This is a genomic window from Burkholderia paludis (assembly GCF_000732615.1).
GTDB classification, from domain to species: domain Bacteria; phylum Pseudomonadota; class Gammaproteobacteria; order Burkholderiales; family Burkholderiaceae; genus Burkholderia; species Burkholderia paludis.
This window is the reverse complement of record NZ_JPGL01000029.1, coordinates 41,867-64,619: the sequence shown is the minus strand read 5'-3', so window position 1 is coordinate 64,619 and position 22,753 is coordinate 41,867. Positions and strand designations below refer to the sequence as shown.

The 22,753-nt window shown below is 68.9% G+C and carries 20 protein-coding genes and 1 pseudogene; 11 read left to right on the top strand and 10 right to left on the bottom strand.

What is annotated here, in order from left to right:
• The first annotated feature begins 93 nt into the window (after positions 1–93).
• A complete protein-coding gene (locus GQ56_RS0119455) occupies positions 94–570 on the top strand; it encodes a GNAT family N-acetyltransferase (protein ID WP_081894926.1) in 477 nt (158 codons plus the stop codon).
• 52 nt (positions 571–622) lie between these two features.
• On the top strand, positions 623–844 hold the full coding sequence (locus GQ56_RS0119450) for a DUF1653 domain-containing protein (RefSeq protein ID WP_031400204.1): 222 nt from the start codon (positions 623–625) through the stop codon (positions 842–844).
• Positions 845–865: 21 nt separating this feature from the next.
• On the opposite strand, the gene atpC is transcribed toward GQ56_RS0119450, so the two are convergent.
• Positions 866–1,324 carry an ATP synthase F1 subunit epsilon gene (gene atpC / locus GQ56_RS0119445; protein WP_031400203.1) on the bottom strand — a complete coding sequence of 153 codons (459 nt, stop codon included), beginning with the start codon at positions 1,322–1,324 and terminating at the stop codon, positions 866–868.
• A gap of 11 nt (positions 1,325–1,335) precedes the next feature.
• Positions 1,336–2,205 carry an ATP synthase F1 subunit gamma gene (atpG, locus tag GQ56_RS0119440; RefSeq protein ID WP_031400202.1) on the bottom strand — a complete coding sequence of 290 codons (870 nt, stop codon included), beginning with the start codon at positions 2,203–2,205 and terminating at the stop codon, positions 1,336–1,338.
• 204 nt (positions 2,206–2,409) lie between these two features.
• Between atpG and GQ56_RS0119435 the strand changes: the two genes are divergently transcribed.
• From GQ56_RS0119435 to GQ56_RS0119425, 3 genes are all read left to right on the top strand, one after another.
• A complete protein-coding gene (locus GQ56_RS0119435; protein WP_031400201.1) occupies positions 2,410–3,378 on the top strand; it encodes a phosphate acetyltransferase in 969 nt (322 codons plus the stop codon).
• Between the two features lie 11 nt (positions 3,379–3,389).
• Complete coding sequence (locus tag GQ56_RS0119430) at positions 3,390–4,598, top strand: acetate/propionate family kinase (protein WP_031400200.1); 1,209 nt, start codon at positions 3,390–3,392, stop codon at positions 4,596–4,598.
• Between the two features lie 107 nt (positions 4,599–4,705).
• Complete coding sequence (locus GQ56_RS0119425; RefSeq protein ID WP_031400199.1) at positions 4,706–5,764, top strand: alpha/beta fold hydrolase; 1,059 nt, start codon at positions 4,706–4,708, stop codon at positions 5,762–5,764.
• Between the two features lie 24 nt (positions 5,765–5,788).
• On the opposite strand, the gene GQ56_RS0119420 is transcribed toward GQ56_RS0119425, so the two are convergent.
• The 3 genes from GQ56_RS0119420 to GQ56_RS46235 form a co-directional block, all read right to left on the bottom strand.
• Positions 5,789–7,000 carry a winged helix-turn-helix domain-containing protein gene (locus GQ56_RS0119420; RefSeq protein WP_031400198.1) on the bottom strand — a complete coding sequence of 404 codons (1,212 nt, stop codon included), beginning with the start codon at positions 6,998–7,000 and terminating at the stop codon, positions 5,789–5,791.
• 484 nt (positions 7,001–7,484) lie between these two features.
• Positions 7,485–8,873: an MFS transporter gene (locus GQ56_RS0119415; RefSeq protein WP_031400197.1), complete on the bottom strand. Its 1,389-nt coding sequence runs from the start codon at positions 8,871–8,873 to the stop codon at positions 7,485–7,487.
• Between the two features lie 96 nt (positions 8,874–8,969).
• The gene (locus tag GQ56_RS46235) at positions 8,970–9,401 is read right to left on the bottom strand and encodes a darcynin family protein (protein WP_081894925.1); all 432 of its coding nucleotides are present in this window, start codon (positions 9,399–9,401) and stop codon (positions 8,970–8,972) included.
• Between the two features lie 78 nt (positions 9,402–9,479).
• Between GQ56_RS46235 and GQ56_RS0119405 the strand changes: the two genes are divergently transcribed.
• A complete protein-coding gene (locus GQ56_RS0119405) occupies positions 9,480–10,109 on the top strand; it encodes a TetR/AcrR family transcriptional regulator (protein WP_031400196.1) in 630 nt (209 codons plus the stop codon).
• A gap of 135 nt (positions 10,110–10,244) precedes the next feature.
• Positions 10,245–11,975, top strand: a complete 1,731-nt coding sequence (gene treA / locus GQ56_RS0119400; RefSeq protein WP_031400195.1) for an alpha,alpha-trehalase TreA — start codon at positions 10,245–10,247, stop codon at positions 11,973–11,975.
• A 76-nt stretch (positions 11,976–12,051) separates the two neighbouring features.
• Here the strand turns inward: treA and GQ56_RS0119395 are convergent, their stop codons facing one another.
• Positions 12,052–13,536, bottom strand: a complete 1,485-nt coding sequence (locus GQ56_RS0119395) for a carbohydrate porin (protein WP_031400194.1) — start codon at positions 13,534–13,536, stop codon at positions 12,052–12,054.
• A 120-nt stretch (positions 13,537–13,656) separates the two neighbouring features.
• A complete protein-coding gene (locus GQ56_RS0119390) occupies positions 13,657–13,926 on the bottom strand; it encodes a hypothetical protein (protein ID WP_031400193.1) in 270 nt (89 codons plus the stop codon).
• Between the two features lie 1,070 nt (positions 13,927–14,996).
• Between GQ56_RS0119390 and GQ56_RS46065 the strand changes: the two genes are divergently transcribed.
• Positions 14,997–15,134 carry a hypothetical protein gene (locus GQ56_RS46065; protein ID WP_162836105.1) on the top strand — a complete coding sequence of 46 codons (138 nt, stop codon included), beginning with the start codon at positions 14,997–14,999 and terminating at the stop codon, positions 15,132–15,134.
• Between the two features lie 119 nt (positions 15,135–15,253).
• The gene (locus GQ56_RS0119380) at positions 15,254–16,900 is read left to right on the top strand and encodes an NRAMP family divalent metal transporter (protein ID WP_031400192.1); all 1,647 of its coding nucleotides are present in this window, start codon (positions 15,254–15,256) and stop codon (positions 16,898–16,900) included.
• Between the two features lie 118 nt (positions 16,901–17,018).
• Here the strand turns inward: GQ56_RS0119380 and GQ56_RS0119375 are convergent, their stop codons facing one another.
• On the bottom strand, positions 17,019–17,924 hold the full coding sequence (locus GQ56_RS0119375) for a helix-turn-helix transcriptional regulator (RefSeq protein ID WP_031400191.1): 906 nt from the start codon (positions 17,922–17,924) through the stop codon (positions 17,019–17,021).
• A gap of 294 nt (positions 17,925–18,218) precedes the next feature.
• On the opposite strand from GQ56_RS0119375, the gene GQ56_RS0119370 reads away from it, so the two are divergent.
• Both GQ56_RS0119370 and asnB read left to right on the top strand, forming a co-directional pair.
• The gene (locus GQ56_RS0119370) at positions 18,219–19,052 is read left to right on the top strand and encodes a helix-turn-helix transcriptional regulator (protein WP_031400190.1); all 834 of its coding nucleotides are present in this window, start codon (positions 18,219–18,221) and stop codon (positions 19,050–19,052) included.
• Between the two features lie 220 nt (positions 19,053–19,272).
• A complete protein-coding gene (asnB, locus tag GQ56_RS0119365) occupies positions 19,273–21,240 on the top strand; it encodes an asparagine synthase (glutamine-hydrolyzing) (protein ID WP_031400189.1) in 1,968 nt (655 codons plus the stop codon).
• A gap of 19 nt (positions 21,241–21,259) precedes the next feature.
• Here the strand turns inward: asnB and GQ56_RS41495 are convergent.
• Together GQ56_RS41495 and GQ56_RS0119355 are read right to left on the bottom strand one after the other, a co-directional pair.
• Positions 21,260–21,445, bottom strand: a pseudogene (locus GQ56_RS41495) (lytic transglycosylase); the annotation flags it as partial.
• 497 nt (positions 21,446–21,942) lie between these two features.
• The gene (locus tag GQ56_RS0119355; RefSeq protein WP_031400187.1) at positions 21,943–22,341 is read right to left on the bottom strand and encodes a winged helix-turn-helix domain-containing protein; all 399 of its coding nucleotides are present in this window, start codon (positions 22,339–22,341) and stop codon (positions 21,943–21,945) included.
• Positions 22,342–22,753: the final 412 nt, after the last annotated feature.

The window sequence follows — 22,753 nt, the reverse complement described above, 5'->3', positions numbered from 1 at the left end:
CCGGCGGCGCGACGCCCGCCCGCCAGGTGCCGACGGGCGCGTGGCGCCGCTTGTAGCCGGACGCGCGGCGCGGTATCGTCGACGCTTCGACCGATGCGACCCCAACCGGAGACCGACGTGCCCGCCGACACCCCCGCCACCCCCGCCACGCTCAGATTTTCCACCGACAAGCGCGAACTCGACGTCGATGCGATCTTCGACTTCCTGCATCGCGATGCGTACTGGTCGCAGGGTATTCCGCGCGAGGTGGTCGAGCGGGCGATCGAGGGCTCGCTGTGCTTCGGCGCGTATGTCGGCAACCGGTTCGTCGGGTTCGCGCGGCTCGTCACCGATCACGCGACGTTCGCGTATCTGTGCGACGTGTTCGTGCTGCCGGCCGAGCGCGGCAACGGCTACGGCCGCGCGCTGATCGACCACGTGTTCGAGCAGGAGATGGTGCAGGGCCTGCGCCGCATCATGCTCGTGACGACCGATGCGCATGCGCTGTACCGGCCGGTCGGTTTCGGGCCGTCCGCGAATCCCGAGCGGCTGATGGAGATCCGCCGTCCCGACATCTACGCGAAACGCTGACGCACAGCGCGTACAATGCGCGCTTTCCGTTTTTGCCGTAGAGAAGCGCATCATGACCGAACAGGAAGCCGAACAGCTCGCAACGCATCGCCACTACAAGGGCGGGCTGTATCGTTACATCGGCGTTGCCCGTCATTCGGAAACCGGTGAATCCGTGGTCGCGTACGAGCACCTGTGGCCGCATGTGCGCGGGCTGTGGGTGCGTCCGGAAGCGATGTTCAACGGCAACCTCGAAGACGGCACGCCGCGCTTCCGGAAGCTGCGCGGCGACTGACCGCGCGCGGGCGGCACGGCCCTAGCCGGCGCCGCCCGGCGTATCGCGCGTCGTGTGCTGCCGCATCGCCATCGCGAAGAAACGCCGGATCTCGTCCATCAGCTCCGTGCGGGCCGACGCGAAATCGAATGCGCGCCGGTGCTCGGGCGCATGTTCGCGGCGCCAGTCGTCGGCCGCGCGTCGCGCCTCGCGCGCCCGCAGGTCGTCGAGCTCGGGCGTGCGCAGCGCATGATCGGCGATCAGCGTCACGCCGTCGCGGCTCACCTCCAGCAGGCCGCCCGCGACGAGGAGGCGGCGATGCGGGCCGCCCGGCGCCTCGACCACCGTCACGACGCCCGGCCGCAACCGCGTGAGCAGCGGCGCGTGGTGCGGGTAGATCCCCAGCTCGCCGCTTTCCCCCGGCGCGACGACGAAATGCGCGTCGCCGGAGAACAGCACATCCTCCACGCTCAGGATGTCGAGTTTCATCGACGTTTCCACGATTCCCTCCGTCAGACGGCCGCCGCGCCGGCGACGATCTCGCACAGCTCGGTGGTGATCTGCGCCTGCCGCGTCTTCTGGTACAGGTGGCGCAGGTCGCGCAGCACGCGATCGGCGTTCTCCGTCGCGGTCTGCATGCTGAACATGCGCGCGCATTGTTCGCACGCGTAGTTTTCCACGACGGCCTGGTAGAGCGTCGCCTCGACATGGCGCAGCAGCAGCGTGTCCACGGCCGGTTTCGGCGCGGGCTCGTACAGGTAGTCGGACGCCTCGGCGTCGCCGGCCGGCGCGCCGGGATCGAGCCCCGCGAGCGGCAGCATCGCGTCGATGCGCGGTTCGTAGGCGAGCGGGCTCGTCAGGCGGTTGTAGGCAATGTGCACCTCGTCGAGCTCGCCGTTGACGAACCCCGTGAGCGGCACGAGCAGCGCGCCGAGCAGCGGCTCGAAATGCGGTTCGGCGGCCAGGCCGCTCGCGCGCGCCGTGACGGTCGCCCCGTGGCGCATCAGCGGCGCGAGGCCGCGCGCGCCGATCACGCTCAGCTCGCAGGCCACGCCGGCCTGGTCCCAGCGCGCCAGCGCATCCACGCATTCGACCAGCAGCCGCGTATTGAGCGGGCCGCACAGCCCGCGATCGGTGCTGACGACGATCAGGCCGACGCGGTGCACCGGCGCGCGCCGCGCCATCAGCGCGGACAGGTGGTCGGGCCGGTCGCGCAGCACGCGTTCGACCATGTCCCGGATGCGGGTCGCGTAGGGCCGGAAATCGCGCGCGCGCCGCTGCGCGCTCGCCATCTTGGTGCGGGCCATCATCTCCATCGCTTTCGTGATCTTGCGCGTGGACGACGTACTGGCGATTTTCGAGCGGATTTCTCGTATGTGCATGGCAGGCCGGCGAAGCGGGGCGCCCGGGTCGCCGGCGCGACGGCGGCGCGACGGGCGGCCGGGCGCGTGGTCCGCGGCCATCGAAGTGTCATCGCGCGATTTCATGCTATCGGGACTTCACCTGAAACGATTGACGAGGGTCAAACGATGGCCTTCCGTCACGCATGAGAATCCGTTCACGTAATCCTTTCGAAGGGGCGTTCGATGACCGAGGTCCGTCAGCATCAGAAATACGACGCGCTGATTGCGCGTTGCCGTGCGCTGCGTCCGGTGACGGTCGCGGTCGCGCATCCGTGCGACGAGGTATCGCTGCGGGCGGCGGTCGACGCGGCCCGGGCCGGCCTCGTCGTGCCCGTGCTGGTCGGCCCCGCGGCGCGGATCGCGGCGCTGGCCGCGACGCTCGACATCGACCTGTCGGGCTACCGGCTCGTCGATGCGCCGCACAGCCACGCGGCGGCGGCGCTGGCCGTCGGGCTGGTGCGCGCGGGCGATGCGCAGGCGCTGATGAAGGGCAGCCTGCATACCGACGAGCTGCTCGAGGAAGTCGTGCGCGCCGATACGGGGCTGCGCACCGCGCGGCGCCTGAGCCACGTGTTCATCATGGACGTGCCGACCTACCGCAAGCCGCTGTTCATCACCGACGCGGCCGTCAACATCCACCCGACGCTGGAGCAGAAGGCCGACATCGTGCAGAACGCGATCGATCTCGCGCACGCGCTCGGCATCGACCGGCCGAAGGTCGCGATCCTGTCGGCGGTCGAGACGGTCAGCTCGAAACTGCCGTCGACGCTCGACGCGGCCGCGCTGTGCAAGATGGCCGAACGCGGCCAGATCACCGGCGGGCTGCTCGACGGGCCGCTCGCGTTCGACAACGCGATCAGCCCCGAGGCGGCGCGGCTCAAGCATCTCGGCTCGGCCGTCGCGGGCGACGCCGACGTCCTCGTCGCTCCCGATCTCGAGGCCGGCAACATGCTCGCGAAGGAGCTGACGTTTCTCGCGAACGCCGATGCGGCCGGAATCGTGCTCGGCGCGCGCGTGCCGGTAATCCTGACGAGCCGCGCGGACAGCGAGCGCACCCGCCTCGCGAGCTGCGCGGTCGCGCTGCTCGTCGCGGAGGCGGCGCGTACCGGGGTCGTGCCGGCGCAGGCTGCCGCCGCCGCGAACGCACAGTGACGGGGGCCGCGATGCGACATCCCGTTCTCGTGCTGAATGCCGGCTCGTCGAGCCTCAAGTTCTCGGTGTACGACACATGCGCGGACCGCTCGCTCGACGCGGGCGTGCACGGGCAGATCGAAAGCCTGCATGCCGCGCCGCATCTGTTCGTGGCCGACGCGCACGGTGCGACGCTGGCCGATTGCCCGGTGGCCCGGCCGGGGCATCATGGCGCGATCGAGGCGCTGCACGCATGGTTCGCGGACCACGTCGGGCGCGAGGCCGCGTTCGACGGCGTCGGGCACCGGGTCGTGCATGGCGGCCCGTATTTCACCGCGCCGGTGCGGATCGACGCGCAGGTGCTCGAACGGATCGCATCGCTGTCGCCGCTCGCGCCGCTGCACCAGCCGCATCATGTCGACGCGATCCGCGCGGTGAGTGCGGTGGCGCCCGATCTGCCGCAGGTCGCGTGCTTCGACACCGCGTTCCATGCGACGATGCCGGCGCTCGAACGCGAATTCGCGCTGCCGCGCGCGCTGACCGAACAAGGGATCGTGCGCTACGGCTTTCATGGGTTGTCCTACGAATACATCGCGACGGCGCTCGGCGCGCTCGATCCGGCATGGACACAGCGCAGGACGGTGGTCGCGCATCTCGGCAACGGCGCGAGCCTGTGCGCGCTCGCTCAGGGCCGCAGCGTCGCCACGACGATGGGCTTCACGGCCGTCGACGGCCTGCCGATGGGGACGCGCACCGGGGCGCTGGACCCCGGCGTGATCCTGTACCTGCAGCGTCACGACGGGCGTTCGCTCGACGAGGTCGAGCAGCTGATCTATGCGGAATCGGGCCTGCTCGGCGTGTCGGGCGTGTCGAGCGACATGCGCACGCTGCTTGCGAGCGACGCGCCGGCGGCCGCGCATGCGGTCGAACTGTTCGCGTATCGCGTGGCCCGCGAGCTCGCCGCGCTCGCCGGTACGCTCGGCGGGCTCGATACGCTGGTGTTTACCGCCGGCATCGGCGAGCACGCGCCGCGCGTGCGCGAGCTGATCTGCCGCCGGGCGGCGTGGCTCGGCATCGCGCTCGACGACGCGGCGAACGCCGCGAACCGCGCGGTGATTTCGGGCGATGCATCGCGCGTGACGGTGCGCGTGATCGCGACCGACGAGAACCTGATGATCGCGCGACACACGCGGCGCGTGCTGGACGACGCGACGCTTCCCGCCCTGTCTCCCACCCTGTGAGCCTTTCGATGAAATCGAGCGACCTGTCCACGCAATCCACGCAATCCACGCCGTCCACGCCTTCGACCCCGTCCGACCGCGCCCCCGCGTTGCCGATCTTCTGGCCGATGGCGGCGGCCACCGCGATGTTCCAGCTCGGCTCCGAAATCGCCGCGCGCAACCTGCGCTTCCTCGCCGAAGAGGAAAAGCTCCATATCGAGCCGCATCCGGCGCTGGCGTCGGCGAATCGTCCGCTGCTGGAATTGCGGACGATGACGTTCCGCGATTACTCGGTCGAGCCGGCGCACGGGCTGCCGACGATCGTCGACGCGCCGTACGCGGGGCACAGCGCGATGATCGCCGACTACCAGCCGGGGCAGAGCCTGATGCAGACGCTGCGCGAGCACGGCGTGACGCGCCTGTACCTGACCGACTGGCGCTCGGCAACCGAGGACATGAAGGATCTCGAGATCGACCAGTACCTGGCCGAACTGAACGTCTGCGTCGACGAGCTGGGCGGCCGCGTAAATCTCGTCGGCCTTTGCCAGGGCGGCTGGATGTCCGCGATGTACGCGGCGCGTTTCCCGCACAAGGTCGCCAGCCTCGTGCTCGCGGGTTCGCCGATCGACACCGATGCCGGCGACGGCCCGATCAAGCGGATGGCGCACGCGTATCCGACGTCGTTCTACGAGGAGCTCGTGAAGATGGGCGGCGGGCTGATGCGCGGACGCTTCATGCTGCGCGGCTGGAAGAACATGCATCCCGACCAGCACTACCTCGCCGAGCACGTCGACCTGTACGAACACATCGACGATCCCGACTACCTGCGCAAGCGCGAAGCGTTCGCGAACTGGTACGAAAGCCCGATCGACCTGCCGGGGCGCTGGTACCTGCAGGCGATCGTGCAGATCTTCAAGGAGAACCGCTTCGCGAAGGGCGCGTTCGTCGCGCTCGGCCGCACGCTCGACCTGAAGAACGTCACGTGCCCGGTCTACCTGCTGGCCGGCGAGACCGACGACATCACGACGCCGGAGCAGGTATTCGGCGCGCAGGATCTGGTCGGGACGCCGAAGCAGCAAATCACGCGGCAACTGGTGCCGGGCGGGCACATCGGGCTGTTCATGGGGTCGCGCACGCTGCGCGATGCGTGGCCGGGCATCGCGGACTGGATCGCCGCACGCCGGTAGCGCGCGGCACCCGCCGGCCGGCGCCTACGCGCCGGCCAGCGCTTGTTCCAGCGCGGGCGGCGCATGCGTGACCGCGACTTCAGGCGTGCCGTGCCACGCCGCGAGCTTCTTCACGGCCTTCGCGACGTCGGCCGCGAGCCCCGTGCCGAACCGCACGCCCGGTTCCACGTGCACGGCCTTCAGTTCAAACGTGCCGAGCGAGCGGTGCGCCTTCGCATCGATGCGGCCGACCAGCCGGCCGCGATGCAGCACGGGCAGGCAGAAATAGCCGTAGCGCCGCTTCGGGCCGGGCGTATAGCACTCGATCGTGTAGTCGAAACCGAACAGCGTCGACGCGCGCCGCCGGTCCCAGACGACCGGGTCGAACGGCGACAGCAGCGTCGTGACCGTCGAGCGCAGCGTGTCGGCCCCGGCGGCCGGCAGCCACGCCTCGAGCGAGCGATGCACGTAGGCCGGCTCCTTCCAGTCGTCGACCGCCACCGGGATCAGGTCGCCCGCGTCCGCGAGCTGCTCGAGTTCCGCGCGGTACGAGCGGCGCGGCAGCCGGTAGTAGTCGGCCACCCAGTCCGCGCGCACGACGCCGAGCGCGCGGCACGTATGGTCGAGCAGCGTCGGCAGCACGGCGCTGCGCGGCGGCAGGTCGCGCGCGTCGTCCCAGCCCGGCAGCACGCGCTCGCGCACGTCGTACACGCGCTGGAAGTTGCGGCGTTCCGACACCATCAGGTCGCCGGTCGTGAACAGCACTTCCAGGTGCCGCTTCTCGGGCTTGCGATCCCACCAGCCGTTGCCTTTCGCGCCGTCCTCGCGGGCGAAATCGGCCGATCGCACGGGGCCTTCGTCGCGAATCCGCGCGAGCAGCCGCTCGATGTCGGGACGGTTCCGTTCATGCCAGTCGGCCGCGTATTTCCAGCCCATCCCCGACGGGTCGAGCATCTTGTAGCGCATCAGGCCGAACTGCTCGACCGGCAGGAAGCACGCTTCGTGCGACCAGTATTCGAACAGGCGCGCCTCGGCGAGATGTTCGTCGAGCCACTGCGGCGCGAACGCGCCGAGACGGCTGAACAGCACGAGATACGGGCTGCGCGCGACGACGTGAATGGTATCGATCTGCAACTGCGCCATCCGGCGGATCGTGTCGAGCACGTCGGCCTTGGTGGCCTTGCGGCGGGGCGGCGTCAGCAGGCCCTGCGCGGCGAGATGCAGCGCGCGGGCGGCGGCGGGCGAGAGCGTAAGCATCGGAGGGCGGGCGGGAGTGATGGTCGGGAACCACTTTAGCGCGAAAGCGGCCGATGTGCAGGCGCAACGTGTCTGACAATGGTTGACAGATGCGTTGCGCAAGTTTCCCTATAGTTCACTCCATGGCGCGACGAACTGAGCGCGCAACGATTCCGCTTCCGACGCACATACGTCCATGGCACGCACGAAGCGAATCCGGGATTCTCAACCCCCATCGGGAGACCCGGAGCCCTGAGCGGACATCCATGCGGCTGTGCACCGGCCCCGTGTGGATGTCCGCTGATTTTTTTGTTTTTCCGGTCATTCCCCCGCCGCTGCACGGCACGTCATGCCGTCTTCCTTTCCCGATCCCGTTGCGCCCGATACCGATGCCGATGCCGCCAGCCCGGCGTGATGCGTCGAGCGAGCCGGCCGCGGCTGCCCGTCCGGGCGGCGCAACCGGCCGGCGAGACGGCGAAAAAGATGCCCGCCGCGCGGGCACGTCTTATTGCCGCTTGCCGCGCGCGACTTCGTCGCCGGCGCCGGGCGGCAGCCGCCGCGTGATCGGGATCGACGCGAACGAGCACAGTCCGACCACGACGAACGCGGGCCAGAAATCCGACCACACCATCGTCTGGTGGCCCTGCAGCCAGTGCGACACGTGCAGCACGAGGCCGGCCACCGTCACGCCGAGGCCGAGCGACATCTGCTGCACGACGCTGCCGAGGCTGGTCGCGCGGCCCGCGTCGCGCGGCGAGATGTCCGCGTAGATCATCGAGTTCAGGCTCGTGAACTGCAGCGCGGGGAAGATGCCGCCGACGAGCACGACCAGCCAGATCGCCCAGGTCGCCATGCCCGGATGGAACACGCCGTACGCGGCGATCGCGAGCCCCGCGAACGCCGCGTTGTAGATCAGTACCGTGCGAAAGCCGAAGCGGCGCAGCGTATGCGTGGCGGTCGAGCGGCTCACCGCGCCGCCGAGCGCGGACGCGCACGTGATGAGCCCCGAATGGAACGCGGTCATGCCGAGGCCTTCCTGCAGCGCGAGCGGCAGCAGGAACGGCACCGCGCCGAGGCCGATCCGGAACAGCGACCCGCCGACGACGCTCGCGTGGTAGGTCGGGATCTTCAGGAAACTGAGGTCGAGCACCGGGCGCGTCTTGCGGCGCGCGTACGGCACGTACAGTGCGAGCAGGACGGCGCCGGCCACGCACATCAGCAGGGCGTTCGAGCGCGACGTGAGCGCGCCGTCGATCAGCGTGAGGCCCATCAGCAGCAGCGCCGCGCCGCTTGCCGACAGCAGGAAGCCGAACCAGTCGAGCGGGCCCGGGTCGGGCTCGTGCGTGTTCGCGATGTGCTTGCTCGCGAGATAGATCCCGTAGAGGCCGATTGGCACGTTGATGAAGAAGATCATCCGCCAGTGCAGGTAGGTCGTGATGAAGCCGCCGACGAGCGGCCCGACCGTGGGCCCGAACAGCGCGGGAATCGCGAGGTAGTTCATCGCGCGCACGAGATCCGAACGCGGCACCGCGCGGAAGATGATGATGCGGCCGACGGGCACCATCATCGCGCCGCCGACGCCCTGGATGAAGCGTGCGAACGTGAGTACGCCGAGGGAGCTGGACGCCGCGCACATCAGCGAGCCGACGACGAAGATGCCGATCGCGGTGCGGAACACGGCGCGTGCGCTGAAGCGGTCGGCCAGCCAGCCGCAGATCGGGATGAACACGCCGAGCCCGACCACGTAGGCCGTGATCGCAATGTTCAACGTGACGGGGCTGTGCCCGAAGTCCCTCGCCATCGCGGGCAACGCGGTGACGATGATGTTGGCGTCGACGCTTTCCATGAACAACGCACAGGCAACGATGAGCGGTGCTAGAAAGACGGGCGACATGGGCTGGGCGCGCGGTAAAGGCGTCATTATGCCCACAATGTGACCGTTGCGTCACGCGTGACAACAGTTGTTCCGCATGTTGCAACAGTCGTCCTTTCAAGCGGCGGCGTGAAAGGAACGACTGCTCGGTCGCAGCTCATGAACCGCGTCTGCATGCCGAGTGGGCCTGGTCGGCGGACAGCGCGGCCAGGCCGTCGTTGCGCGCGCGGGCGTCCTCTCCTCGACGTCCGGCAGGATCTCGGCGATGTCGACGTAGCGATCCCGGAACGGCGTCTCGCGCAGTGTCTCGACCACGCGTTCGGACGTGTGGTGATCCTGCTCATCCCGGACCCAGAGGTCGGTCAGGCACGCCGAGTAGAACCTGGTGTCGCGGAAGCGCAGCGACACGCACTCGCCATGCGTCTTGAGGATCGGCTCGACGTGTTCGCGCAGTTGCCGGAAGCGCTCCGGCACGGGGAGGCCGAGCCATTCGGGGCGCATGTCCACGCGCATGAAACGGTGAGCAGGGGGCGAAGCTTGTCGAGTCACGTGGATTTCTTTTGACGGTGTGGAGAGGCGTTTCTAGAATATGAGCGTTTGCTCATGTTTGAGGCCGGCATTCCCGCCATGACCGAATCGTCTTCGCGAATTCCGCTTTCCCCCCGCAAGGCGCCGCGCCAGCGCCGCTCGGCGGCTACCGTCGACGCGATCGTCGAGGCGGCGGCCCGCATTCTGGAGCGCGACGGCTTCGACGGTTACACGACGAACGCGGTCGCGGCGCTGGCCGGCGTGAGCATCGGCTCGCTCTATCAATACTTCCCGAATCGCGATGCGTTGACGGTTGCGCTCGTCGAGCGCGAGAGCGCGCACCTGCTCGACGACGTCGGGCATGCGGCCGCGCTGTCGTCGTGCGGCGACGCGCTGCGTGCACTGGTGCGCGCGGCCGTCGCGCACCAGATGCGCCGGCCGGTGCTCGCGCGGCTGATCGACTTCGAAGAAGCGCGGCTGCCGCTCGGCGCGCGCACCGCGCGCGTCACCGATCGCATTCACGCGACGCTGCGGCATGTGCTCGCGCTGCACGATGCACCGCGCGTCGTCGCGCCCGACATCGTCGCGCACGACCTGCTCGCGATCGTGAAAGGGATGGTCGACGCGGCGGGCGCGCGCGGCGAGACCGATGGCGATGCGCTCGAGGCGCGCACATGGCGGGCCGTGCGCGGTTATCTGCGCGAGTCGCGCGCGCCGAAACTTGCCTGATGCGCGGATTTCGTGCGACAGTCGGAGCCACTTGCACCATGACATGACGCGTATCGATCGAGGGCCATCGAGACGAACGCGCGCGCGAACGGGACCTCGTGCCATCCACTCGTCGTCGAAAGGAGGGGACACGTCATGACGTCACGTCGTGCCGCATCGATCGCATCGTGCTTTCCGGCTCGCTTCCCGATTCGTCCCGCGCGGCTCGCGCCAAGTGTGCGCCGGGCCGCTGCGCTGGCCGTCGCTTGGCTCGCGCTGGCCGGCTGCGCCGCGCGGGCCGATGATGTCCGTCAGGCGGCGGGCCGGCCGGCTGTTCAGGCGGCCGCCGCGACGGCCGCGTTGGCACCCGCCGCCCCGGCGTCGGGCGCGCTGCCGCCGCCGCCGAGCCGGCTCTACGGCGACCTGTTCGTCGCGGTACAGGCCGCGCGGATCAATCCCGACCAGAAGACCTTCGTCGACGCGACGCCCGATACCGATCCGGCGACGCTCGTCCGGTTGTATCGGCAACAGGCATCGCAGCCGGGCTTCTCGCTGAAGACGTTCGTCGGCCGGCATTTCACGCCGCCCCCGGAAGGCGGCGTGACGCCGCCGCCGAACCAGACGCTGCGCGAGCACATCGACTGGCTGTGGCCGCGGCTCACGCGCACGAGCGCGACGGTGCCGCCCTTCGATTCGCTGATTCCGTTGCCGAAACCGTACGTCGTGCCGGGCGGCCGCTTCCGCGAAGGCTACTACTGGGATACCTATTTCACGATGCTCGGGCTGCAAGTGGCGGGGCGCGAGGATCTCGTCGACGACATGCTCGACAACTTCGCCCACCTGATCGACACGATCGGGCACATCCCGAACGGCAACCGCACGTACTATGCGAGCCGCTCGCAGCCGCCGTTCTTCGCGTACATGGTCGCGCTCGCCGCGCAGGCCGAAGGCGACGGCGTCTACCGGACCTACCTGCCGGCGCTGCGCAAGGAACACGCGTACTGGATGCAGGGCGAAACCACGACGCCGCGCGGGCAGGCCGCGCGTCACGTGGTCGCGATGCCCGACGGCGCGATCCTGAACCGCTACTGGGATGCGAGCGACACGCCGCGCGACGAGTCGTATCTCGAGGACGTGACGACCGCGCAGTCGGCGCCGGGGCGCGCGGCGAGCGACGTATACCGCGACCTGCGCGCGGGCGCGGAGAGCGGCTGGGACTACAGCTCGCGCTGGTTCGGCGACGGCAGGACGCTCGCGACGATCCGCACGACGTCGATCGTGCCGGTCGACCTGAACAGCCTGATGTTCCATCTCGAGACGACGATCGCGAAGGGCTGCGCGATCGCGCGTGACGCGGCATGCGTGACCGATTTTTCGGGGCGCGCGGCGCGGCGTGCGGCCGCGATCAACCGCTATCTGTGGAACCGCGGCGGCTACTACGGCGACTACGACTGGACGTTGCGCAAGCCGCGCGACGGCATGACGGCGGCCGCGCTGTATCCGCTGTTCGCGGGCGTCGCGTGGCCGGCGCGCGCGAAGGCGACCGCGCGCGCGGTGCGCGGGACGCTGCTGCGGCCGGGCGGCCTCGCGACGACGACCGCGAACACCGGGCAGCAATGGGATGCGCCGAACGGCTGGGCGCCGCTGCAATGGATCGCGATCGAAGGGCTGCGCCGTTACGGCGAACCGGCGCTCGCGAAAGAGATCGGCACGCGCTTCCTGGCCGGCGTGCAGCATGTGTACGCAACCGAAGGCAAGCTCGTCGAGAAGTACGTGGTCGAGGGCGCCGGCAAGGGCGGCGGCGGGGGCGGCGAATATCCGCTGCAGGACGGCTTCGGCTGGACCAACGGCGTCACGCTGAAACTGCTCGAACGCGACGGCGAGTGACGCGCGACGCCGGCCGTGCGCCGGCGCCGCGCGAGTACGCACGGGCCGTGCGGCCCGTGCGTGCTCGCGGCTTGCGTCAGAACGTGATCGTCGTGCGCACGCCGACCACCGTTTCGTCGCCGATGCGCGCGCCGGCCGCGTTCGGGTTCGGGATGCCGCCGCCCGGACGGAAGAAGTGCTGCAGGTCGGCCTGCAGTTGCCACCACGGCGTGACCTGGTACTGGTAGGTCGCCTCGACGACCGTCTCCGCGCGGCGCACCGGATAGCCGGGCGTCGTGTAGACGCCGGTATCGCCGTCGAGGCCGCGGGCATGCGAGCCGATCTTCGCGTAGCCGACCGCGAGGCCCGCGACGTCGTTGTCGCGTCCGGCGAACGGCGCTTTCAGTGTCACGCCGGCATTGGCCGCGAAATCGACGGTATTGCGATCGCCCGGCGCGCCCATCACGCGCGCGAACACGCCGACCGAGCGCGGGCTGTCGGCCGACGGCCGCCACACCATCTGATCCGCGACCGCATAGAAACTGTAGTTGCCGCGATGCGTCGCCGGAATGCCGTTGCTCGCCGGATTCGCGAGCGACAGGCCGTCGGTGCCGTAACGCGGATCGTTCGTGTTCTGCGACTGATACCAGAAGCCGAGCTTGTAGGTGCCCGGCAGGCCGGCCGGCTGCGGCGCCTTCGGATCGGCGGGCGGCGCGTTCAGCGCGTACTGCACTTCGCCGATCACGAATGCGCCGCTGCGCAGGTTGAAGTTGGTGCCGTGCGCGTTCAGCGCCTGCGCGTCGCCGTCGGTGCGGCCGGCCGGGTTGCCGTCGAACACGCCGACCAGCGCGGTCCACGCGTCGGCCGGCTTGACCCGCAGCCGAACGCCGAGCGACGACAGCGGATACGCGGGGCCGCCGGCCGGCAGGTCGGTCGACGGCAGCACCGGCCAGCCGAATGTGGCGTTCATGAACGTCGCCGCGTTCTGGCTCACCATGAATTCCTGGTCGACGCTCTGCTGGCCGACCTTCACGTCGACCTTGCCGTCGAGCAGCGACTGCTGGTACCAGAGTTCCCACAGGCGCGTGGTCGAATTCGCCTCGATGCCGGTGGCGGTCTGCAGCGTCTGCAGATTGCGCTGCGTGAGGTTGGTGCCGTGAATCTGCAGCCCCGACACGTTGAACGTGCCGCCCGGCAGGCCGACCGCCTTGCCCGTGTCGACGTTGAAGCCGAACTGCGTGAGCCCCTGGTAGGCGCCGCCGCGATGCGTGCCGCCCGACGTGTTGTACAGGTACTCGCTGGTTTCCTGCAGGCTCAGCGTGATGCCGTGATCGCCCAGCACGTCGCGCAGGCCGCCCATGTTGCCGAGCAGATTCGAGCGCTCCCAGAAGCCGGTGGGGGCGGGCGCGGCAGCATCGGCGGCCTGTTGTGCGGGCGCGGCGGCGTCGTTCGCGCCGGCCGCCGGCGCGGTTGCGGCCGACGACGACTGGGCGAACGCGGGCGCGGCGGCGAGCGACAGCAGGACCGTCGCGAGTGCATCGAGGCGGAGCTTGCGCGGGACGGGTTCGAGGTAGTTCTTCATGTGGGTTCCGTGGGTGGTTTATTTAGTTAAGCTAACGAAACAGAAACGTGGGACGGACGGTACGGCGGGGGGATCGCGCGGCGGCGCCTGGCGCGTGGCGCCGCCGCGCGAGAGGGAGGCTTACGGCAGCCAGCCGCCGATGCGCCACACCTGCGCGAAGCCGAGGCGCGGCGCGGCCGAGCAGAGTAGCGCGACGAGCGCGACCGCGGCCGCCATCGCGGCGACCAGCAGGCAGTCGAGCGGGCGGGGCGCGGCCGGCACGTGGGCGAGTGTCGCGCCGCGCCAGTTGCTGAGCGCATGGGCGAGCGGCGAGAGGCCTGAAACGAACGAGCGGTCGCATGCGACGTGCACGATGCGCTTGAGTCTGACCGCGAACGATTGAAGAAACATGACGCTGCCTCCGTCCGGTCCGGCGGATGCCGGACGACGTGATCGAGCGCGGACGCACGATGCGGCCTGCGATCGGAGGGTGGAACGTAGTGGAGCGTGCGACGGACGAACCGGCGATGGCCGGTCCGGAAGGAAGCGCGCTAACCCGACGAATGCGAGCTAGCGGCGAAAGACATGCGTCTGGCTGCTATCTCGCGATGGCTTGGCCGGCCTGAACCGGCATCGAACTGCAACTAGAGCATGTGTCCACGGAGGGACTCCTGTGATGAATTGCGGCGGATTGTATTCGCGTAATTTGCTGCAGCGCAAGTAAAAAACGCATAAAAAACGATGCGCGTCGTGCGAGCGCCCCGGCGGCCCTTGCCGGCGCGGGGCCGGCAGGAAATGCGGCGGCGGGAGGGGCCGAACCGTTGCGCCGGCGCAGGCGGCGATGCCGCCGCAGCAGCGCACTGAAAGGTTGCGGCGCGCCGTTTCAAGGGCAAATCTTTCAGTGTCGTGAAACGCGAAATTTATTTCGAGAAATGGGGTTTCGAGGGGTTGACTTCACTTTCGGGGCGTCCATAGAATCCGCCATCTTCACTTTTGGGGCCGCCGCCTTGGACGCCTGCAGTAGTCGATCTTCGAACGAAATTTCCGCCTGAGCGACCGACGTCCGCGCCTCATCGAGCCGCCGTTTGTCTCCCAGGCAAACGGTGCGCGCAGCAGTATTCCGCAGTCACTTCCTACGTGCACCCTGATTCGCGCCGGTTAGCGTGATGCCTTTGCGCATGCGCTGTCCGGTTCCACCGCCGCCTGGCAGGCGGCCGCGTTCGCGCACGCCTTGTTCAGGCATCGCGAATGCCGGCCCGCAGGCCTGACGGCGGTCAACCGTGTTCTCCCGAACACCGCATAGGAGCCGCCATGAACGACAGTGACAGTTGTCCCTTATGCCCATCGCACGCACAGACCCTTTTGAACCCGGGTCGCAGGGACAATCCGGCCGACTAGCCTGACACGTCGTTCAGGCCCCGGACTGGCCCCGCACCCACCACGCGGCCGGCACGCCTGCCGTCGCCGCACGGAGCCAGATCATGAACTTCGGCCTTCTGCTGTCGAATCTCCCGCACGTCGCTGAATCGCGCAACCACTACGACGCGATGCTGACGCTCGATGCACGTCCGCGGGTGTTCACCCGCCTGATGAACCAGCTGAAATCGTTGATCCACTGAAACGAGAAGCGCCGAGCGCGCCTCGGCATGCGCACGCGTGGCCGCCGTCGGGCGGCCGCCCCGCGTGCATTCCAAGGTCAGGCGCTCATCAGATAACCCTTAGCCGTACGGAATAAATCATGTCCACACCATCCAACGTTTCTCCACCGATCGCCGTCGAACGCAGCGCCGTGCTCGACGAAGCCCACCTGGGCGACATCCGCGGTGCGCTCGGCACGATCGCGCGTCACGACACGGGGGCGCGCGGCACGTGGTGGGCGCGTCTGCGCACGCTGCTCGCGATCCTCGGCCCGGGCCTCATCGTCATGGTCGGCGACAACGACGCCGGCGCATTCGGCACCTATACGCAGGCCGGCCAGAACTACGGCACGACGCTGCTGTGGACGCTGCTGCTGCTCGTGCCGGTGCTGTACGTGAACCAGGAAATGGTGCTGCGCCTCGGCGCGGTCACGGGCGTCGGCCATGCCCGCCTGATCTTCGAGCGCTTCGGCAAGTTCTGGGGCGCGTTCAGCGTGATCGACCTGTTCCTGCTCAATGCGCTCACCATCGTCACCGAGTTCATCGGCATCACGTTCGTGCTGGATTTCTTCGGGCTGCCGAAGGTGGCCGGCGTGTGCGTGGCCGCGGCGTTGACCATGGCCGCGGTCAGTACCGGGGATTTCAGGCGCTTCGAGCGGTTCGCGATCGTGCTGTGCCTGCTGAGCCTGCTGCTCGTGCCGGTGCTCGTGTCGATCCATCCGCCCGTCGCCCAGATGACGCGCGACTTCTTCGTGCCGAACTGGCCGGCGCACGCGAAGCTGTCGGACGTGATGCTGCTCGTGATCGGCATCGTCGGCACGACCGTCGCGCCGTGGCAGCTGTTCTTCCAGCAGAGCTACGTGATCGACAAGCGCATTACGCCGCGCTTCATGAAGTATGAGAAGGCCGACCTGTGGATCGGCATCGCCTTCGTGCTGGTGGGGGCGGTCGCGATGATCGCGTTCTCGGCCCAGCTGTTCGCCGGCCACCCGGAATTCGGCAACTTCACCGACGCCGGCGGCGTGATCGCGGGCCTCGAGAAGTATGCGGGCCGCACGAGCGCGACGCTGTTCGCGGTGGCGCTGCTCGACGCGTGCATCATCGGTGCGGCCGCCGTGTCGCTGTCGACCGCGTATGCGATCGGCGACGTGTTCAAGATCCGTCACTCGCTGCATCGCAACGTGTCCGACGCGAAGGGTTTCTATCTCGTGTACTTCGGCATCGTCGCGGCCGCCGCGGCGCTGGTGCTGATCCCGGGCAGCCCGCTGGGCCTGCTGACGGAAGCCGTGCAGACGCTCGCGGGCGTGCTGCTGCCGAGCGCGACCGTGTTCCTGCTGCTGCTCTGCAACGACAAGCAGGTGCTCGGGCCGTGGATCAACTCGACGAAGCTCAACGTGTTCACGGGCGCGGTGATCTGGGTGCTGGTGATGCTGTCGATCATCCTGACCGCATCGGTGATGTATCCGGACATCAGCGGCGAGGCCATCCTCGACGTGCTGGTGGGCGGCAGCGTGTTCGCGATCGTCGGTTATCTCGCGACCGTGCTGATCCGTCGCCACAAGCGCGTCGTCGAACCGGGCGTCGACCGTTCGCTGCGCGACACGTGGCGCATGCCGCCGCTCGACACGCTCGAGCCGCAGAAGATGACGCTGACGACGCGCGTGTGGATGACCGTGCTGCGCGGCTATCTCGTGATCGCGGTCGGTCTCGTGATCGTCAAGGTCGTGCAGATGACGCTGCTGAAGTAACGCAAGGTTTTCCTGGAAGCGGCGCCGGACCCGGCACCGCGCCGCAACCCGCCCATGCCGGCCCGCGAGGCCGGCATGTGCGTTTACGGATGTGCTCGGCGCAAGCGCCGCGCGACGCTCAGATCAGTTCGAGCTTCGACGTCAGGTACGTGAGCTGGATCCGGTTCGCGACGCCGAAGCGCTTGCGCAGCTTGCGCAGATGGTAGTCGACGTTGTGCGCGCTGGTGTCGAGGCGCCGGCCGATCTCCTTGTCGGAAGCGCCTTCGGCGATGCCGAGCAGCAGTTCCTGCTCGAACGGCGTGAGCCCGTTCACCGCGCGCTCGCGCGACGTCGCGATCAGTTGCGGCGACGCGAACTTGTGCACCGACAGCCCGATCGACAGCGCCTGCTCGATCGTCGCCGGCGTGATCCATTCGCGCGTGCGGCGCGGCGCGGTGAAGCTCATGAACGCATGCAGCCGCGTGCCGGGCACGGCCATCGAATACATGATGCCGCTGCACATCCCGTCGTCCTGCATCGTCTGCAGGAAGCCGTCGAGCGCGGCCGGCGTCGCACGCGGGCCGTCGCCGCGCTCGCGGTGTTCGCGGCGCAGCTGCTGCAGATCCCAGACGACCGGCATGTTGCACACGCGCGCGCCGAGGGTGCGCGGATCGACGTCGTGATGGCGGTGCCGCACGTAGTCGCCGCGATAGGTGGCCGGCGTGAACGCTTCGTGCAGGTAGAGACGCTCGATCCGGTCGTGCGCGAATTCGAGCGCGAAGTACGCGAACGTCGCGAAGCCCGTCAGGTGCAGCAGGCTCGCGACGATCCGGCTGCGTTCGGCCGTGCTCTGCGCATGCGCGAGCGTATCGGCGACGCCGAGCCTCGGCGCGTGCGGCTGCACGTCGTGGCCGCGCTGCACGTCGTCGCACCACACGACCTGTACGGGACGCTCGCGCAGCACGTCCGCGCCGGCGTCAGGCCCGGGCGGCGTACGGGGAAAGGTTGAGGCGACCGCTTCTTCATGCACTGCAATATCGGACATGAGCCATCCCTCGGAATCGACGCGCATCGCCTGGCGGCGGCCATATCGTGTACGGCATTCGCGGCGGTGCGATCGCGCATCGTTGTGTTCTGCGCCGATCGTCATCCCTGACGAAACGCGGGGGCATTGTACAAAAATGCCGGTGTCCGCGTAATATGCCGTAATACTAAGGTCGGTGAAGGATTTTCGAAAGATTTCCATTCGCACACACATAACGACGACCGGAAAAACCATAAAGAAAAGACCAGATCGTGGCGGGGCGCAGTTCACATATTGGGAAGGGGCGGGCTCCACATGACTCATGCTGACGACGCGCCACGCGTCGAATGGTTTTCACAAGCCGACATCGCGGCGGCGGCCGCTCATTCGAGCGACTCTCACGCAAGCGAGCGCGACTTTTTTACCGGTATCCAGATAACGCCCGGTAAAAGCGACCTTGAACCGGTCGATTTCGCGCAATGCCATGCGCGATTGCGGCAAATCGGATTCAGTACGCTCGGCTACGGCGCCCATGAAATGATCGGGCGGCGCATCCTGCGCGCGCATCTGCTGCGCGACCTCGCGCCCGCGACGTTCATGCAGCCGTTCATCGAGGGCATGCTGTACGAGAGCGATCCGCGCTTTGCACAGGTTCGGCAGAGCGGCTTTCCGGTCGCGTGGCGGCTCGACGAGATCGAGTCGGCCGCGCAGGGCAACGGCGACCGCAAGCTGCTGGCGCTCGCCGGCCACCTGCGCGCGCACGCGATGTACAGCGGCGTACTTTTCGGCCTGTCGGCGCCGCGCTTCGACCTGCGCGTCGCGGTGAACGTGACGTCGGAGACGCACGGCACCGAATGGATCGACGATCGCGTGATCGGCGGCGCGCTGTCGGTCAGCCTGGCGGTGCATCGCGTCGCGCTGCCGTTTCTCGAGGCGCGGATCGCGCGCATGCGCGGCTTCGCGCTCGGCGACGAGCAGCAGCAGGTGCTCGACCGTCTCGTGCGCGGGCTGTCCGACCAGGAGATCGCGAGTGCGCTGCGCACGTCGCTGCACAAGGTCGGCCACCACATCCGTTCGCTCGAAAAACTCTTCAACGTGCAGAACCGCGCGCAGCTCGCGTATCTGGCGGCGCGCCGGTTGCCGTCCTGACGCGTTCCCGCGCCTGCCCGCCGCTCCGCGAGGCGGTTGCCGGCGCGTTGCCGCGGGCTGTGCACGCGACGCGGCGCGGTGTTTTTTAGTGCGCGCCCGCATTCACCCGTGAATTATTGCTGATTTATTTCTTCGTAACATGGCTCGACCGTCACGCCGGACGGCCGGCCGCGAGGTTGCGCCCCGCGTGACGGAACAGTCAACAGGGGCGAACACATCAATGTGCGGAATCGACGGCTTTTTGAATAGCGTCGCCTTCGATGAGGAGACAGCGCGCGGCACGCTCGCGCGCATGACGGCGAGCCTCGCGCATCGCGGGCCGGACGGGCAGGGCATCTGGGTCGACCCGGCGGCCGGCATCGCGCTCGGCCACCGGCGGCTCGCGATCGTCGACCTGTCGGTGCAGGGCCGACAGCCGATGGCCTCCGCGTGCGGGCGCTACGTCATGGTCTTCAACGGCGAAATCTACAACCATCGCGAACTGCGCGCGGAACTCGAGCGCGCCGGGCGCGCGCCGGCATGGCGCGGCCATTCCGACAGCGAGGTGCTGATCGCGGCGATCGTCGCGTGGGGCGTCGACGCGGCGCTGCGGCGCGCGACCGGCATGTTCGCGTTCGCGCTGTGGAATCGCGCGTCGCGGGTGCTCACGCTCGCGCGCGACCGGATCGGCGAGAAGCCGCTCTATTACGGCCGGATCGGCGATGCGCTCGTGTTCGCGTCCGAGCTGAAGGCGCTGCGCGGCTTTCCGGGCTTCGGCGGCGCAATCGATCGCGACGCGCTGTGCCTGTACCTGCGCCAGTCGAGCGTGCCCGCGCCTTATACGATCTATCGCGGCATCCGCAAGCTGCCGCCCGGCACGTATGTCCAGTTCGAGCATGCGCGCGACACGCCGCGCATGCGGGCGTACTGGACGCTCGAACAGGCGATCGCGGACGGTCGCGCGCAGCCGTTCGAAGGCAGCGCCGACGAGGCCGCCGGCCAGCTCGACACGATCCTGCGCCGGGCCGTCGCGCGGCAGATGGCGGCCGACGTGCCGCTCGGCGCGTTCCTGTCGGGCGGGGTCGATTCGTCGGCGATCGTCGCGCTGATGCAGGCGCAATCGGCGGCGCCGGTCGACACGTTCACGATCGGTTTCCATGAAGCCGGCTACGACGAAGCCGGTTACGCGAAGGCCGTCGCACGCCATCTCGGCACGCGCCATACCGAGCTCTACGTCACGGCCGACCATGCGCTCGGCGTCGTGCCGAAGCTGCCGTCGATCTACGACGAGCCGTTTTCCGATGCGTCGCAGATCCCGACCTTTCTCGTGTCGGAACTGACGCGCCGGCACGTGAAGGTGAGCCTGTCCGGCGACGGCGGCGACGAGCTGTTCGGCGGCTATACGCGCTACTTCCTCACGCCGCGCCTGTGGCGCAAGCTGCATCGCGTGCCGGCGGCCGTGCGCGCGCGAATCGCCGCCGCGCTGCACGCGTTGCGGCCCGATCATGCGGACCAGCTCGCGGCCGTCGCGCAGGGGGCGTGGGGCGGCGTGGAGGCGCGCGAGTCGGCGGCGCGCATCGGCGATCGCCTGCACAAGCTCGGCCACGTGATGACGGCCGAGAGCCGCATCGGGCTGTACCGGCTGCTGATGTCGTCGGTGCATCACCCCGAGCGCCTCGCGCTGTCGGGGCAGGAGCCGCCGACGCCGCTCGACACCGCGGCCGCGTGGCCCGCTCATCTGAGCTTTGCGGAACAGGCGATGGCGATCGACACGCTCACGTACCTGCCGACCGACATTCTCGCGAAAGTCGATCGCGCGGCGATGGCGGTCAGCCTCGAAACGCGCATGCCGTTCCTCGACCATCACGTCGTCGAGTTCGCGTGGCGCGTGCCGGCGAAGGTGCGTTTGCCCGAAGGCCAGTCGAAGGCGCTGCTGCGCCGGCTGCTCGACCGCTACGTGCCGTCCGCGCTGATCGACCGGCCGAAGCAGGGCTTCTGCGCGCCCGTCGATCACTGGCTGCGCGGCGCGCTGCGCGACTGGGCCGAGACGTTGCTGCGGCCGTCGCGGCTGCGCGAGGAAGGGTTCTTCGATGCGGGCGCGGTCGAGCGCCTGTGGCGGCAGCACCAGGCCGGCCGGATGAACTGGCAGCACCCGTTGTGGACGGTGCTGATGTTCCAGGCGTGGCTGGAGACGCAGCGCGCCGCATGACGCGGCGCGCCGCGCGTCGTCACTGATCGAGGCAGCGCATGCAGCGCCGCTTCGCATCGGCCGGGCGCACGCCGCGACACATCGTCATGACGGGCCGCGCATGGCACGAAGGCGGATCGGCGGAGGCCGCCGGCAACGCTGGCCGGCGCGCGCGCTCGGGCGGCGTTGTCGCGACGGCGTCCATGCGTCGCTGGCGTGCGGGCGGCGCGGCGGGGTTGCCGTCCGGCTGGTCCGGCGCCGTCGACGCGATCCGAGGCGCGGCGTCCTGCGTCGCGTGCGCGACGGAAGGGGCGGCGCATGCGAGCGCGGCCAGTGCGTACAGGCAGGCGACGGCGGTTCGCGAACCGCGCAGGCTCAGGGTCATTCGGGATGTTCCGGGTCCGGTGGCGCGGCGCGCGTGCGGCGCCTGCGTCGATTGTACGGACGGCGAGGGCCGCGCGCGGGGCGGCCCTCCGTAGCCGCGCGCCGTGCCCGGCGGCGGCGTGCGCCGGGACTACGAAGCGGGGCGGAAGGGCGGGCGCGGCAGCGGGCGGCCAAATGCGACCGCCGCCCGGAGGCGGCGGTCGGGGCGCGACTGGCTGGCGGGTCGGACGGAGTGCAGGCCGGATCCGGCTGGCAGGCCGCGAACTGCTGCGGATTCGCGCAGCAGCGTGGGGGGAGCGTTGCCGCCGCGCCGCGAACGCGCGGCGCGCGGTTCAGCCGTCACGCGTAGTCGGCCGCCATCGCGGCTTGCGGCGCGGCGCGCATGACCGGCGCGGCTTCGTGGCGCTCGACGTGCGTCATCGCCGCACCGAACAGCACAAGACGATAGCCGACCGCGTAGATCGGGATGATCCGCAGGTTCTTGTCGTGATCGAGCTGCAGCTTCGAACGGATACGCGAAATATGGGTGTCGAGCGTGCGCGACGACACGCCGAGTTCACGGCCCCACACGGCTTCCTGGATCGCCTGCCGCGGCACGATCTTGTTCATGTTGTCGAGCAGGAATTCGACGACGTCGAATTCGCGCGGCGTGACTTCGACGACTTTGTTGTCGATTTCGATCGTGCGTCGCACGAAGTTGATTTTTATATTGTCGATGTAAAGGTATTTGCAATCCATGGTGGCCCTCGCATGTCCGTAAAGGAGTGTTTGCGAGTCATGTGCTGCAACTTTCGGGCCAGGGGGAGAATCGCCAGGTCGCGACGCCGGGCGACACGGCGCGATACGGGCACGGGCGGTGCTGCGGCCTTGTATTTAAACGAATCTTCAACGGGCGGCACGGGACGAAAACTGAAGGGGTCGGAACATCATTGAAGGATTGTTACGTAGCATCCGGCCGGCGACGTTACGGGCGTTACGTCCGGCGTAACGTGCGGGGGAGGCGCGCCGTGACGCGGATAACAGGCGCGTGGCGCGGCGGGCGGATTCAACCCGGCGTCGAGAATCCCGCATGAAGCCCGAAGGCCGGCATGCGACGCCCGCCGGGATAGAGGCGGGCGCCGCATCGGGTGATTCGGCGGATATCGTCGCG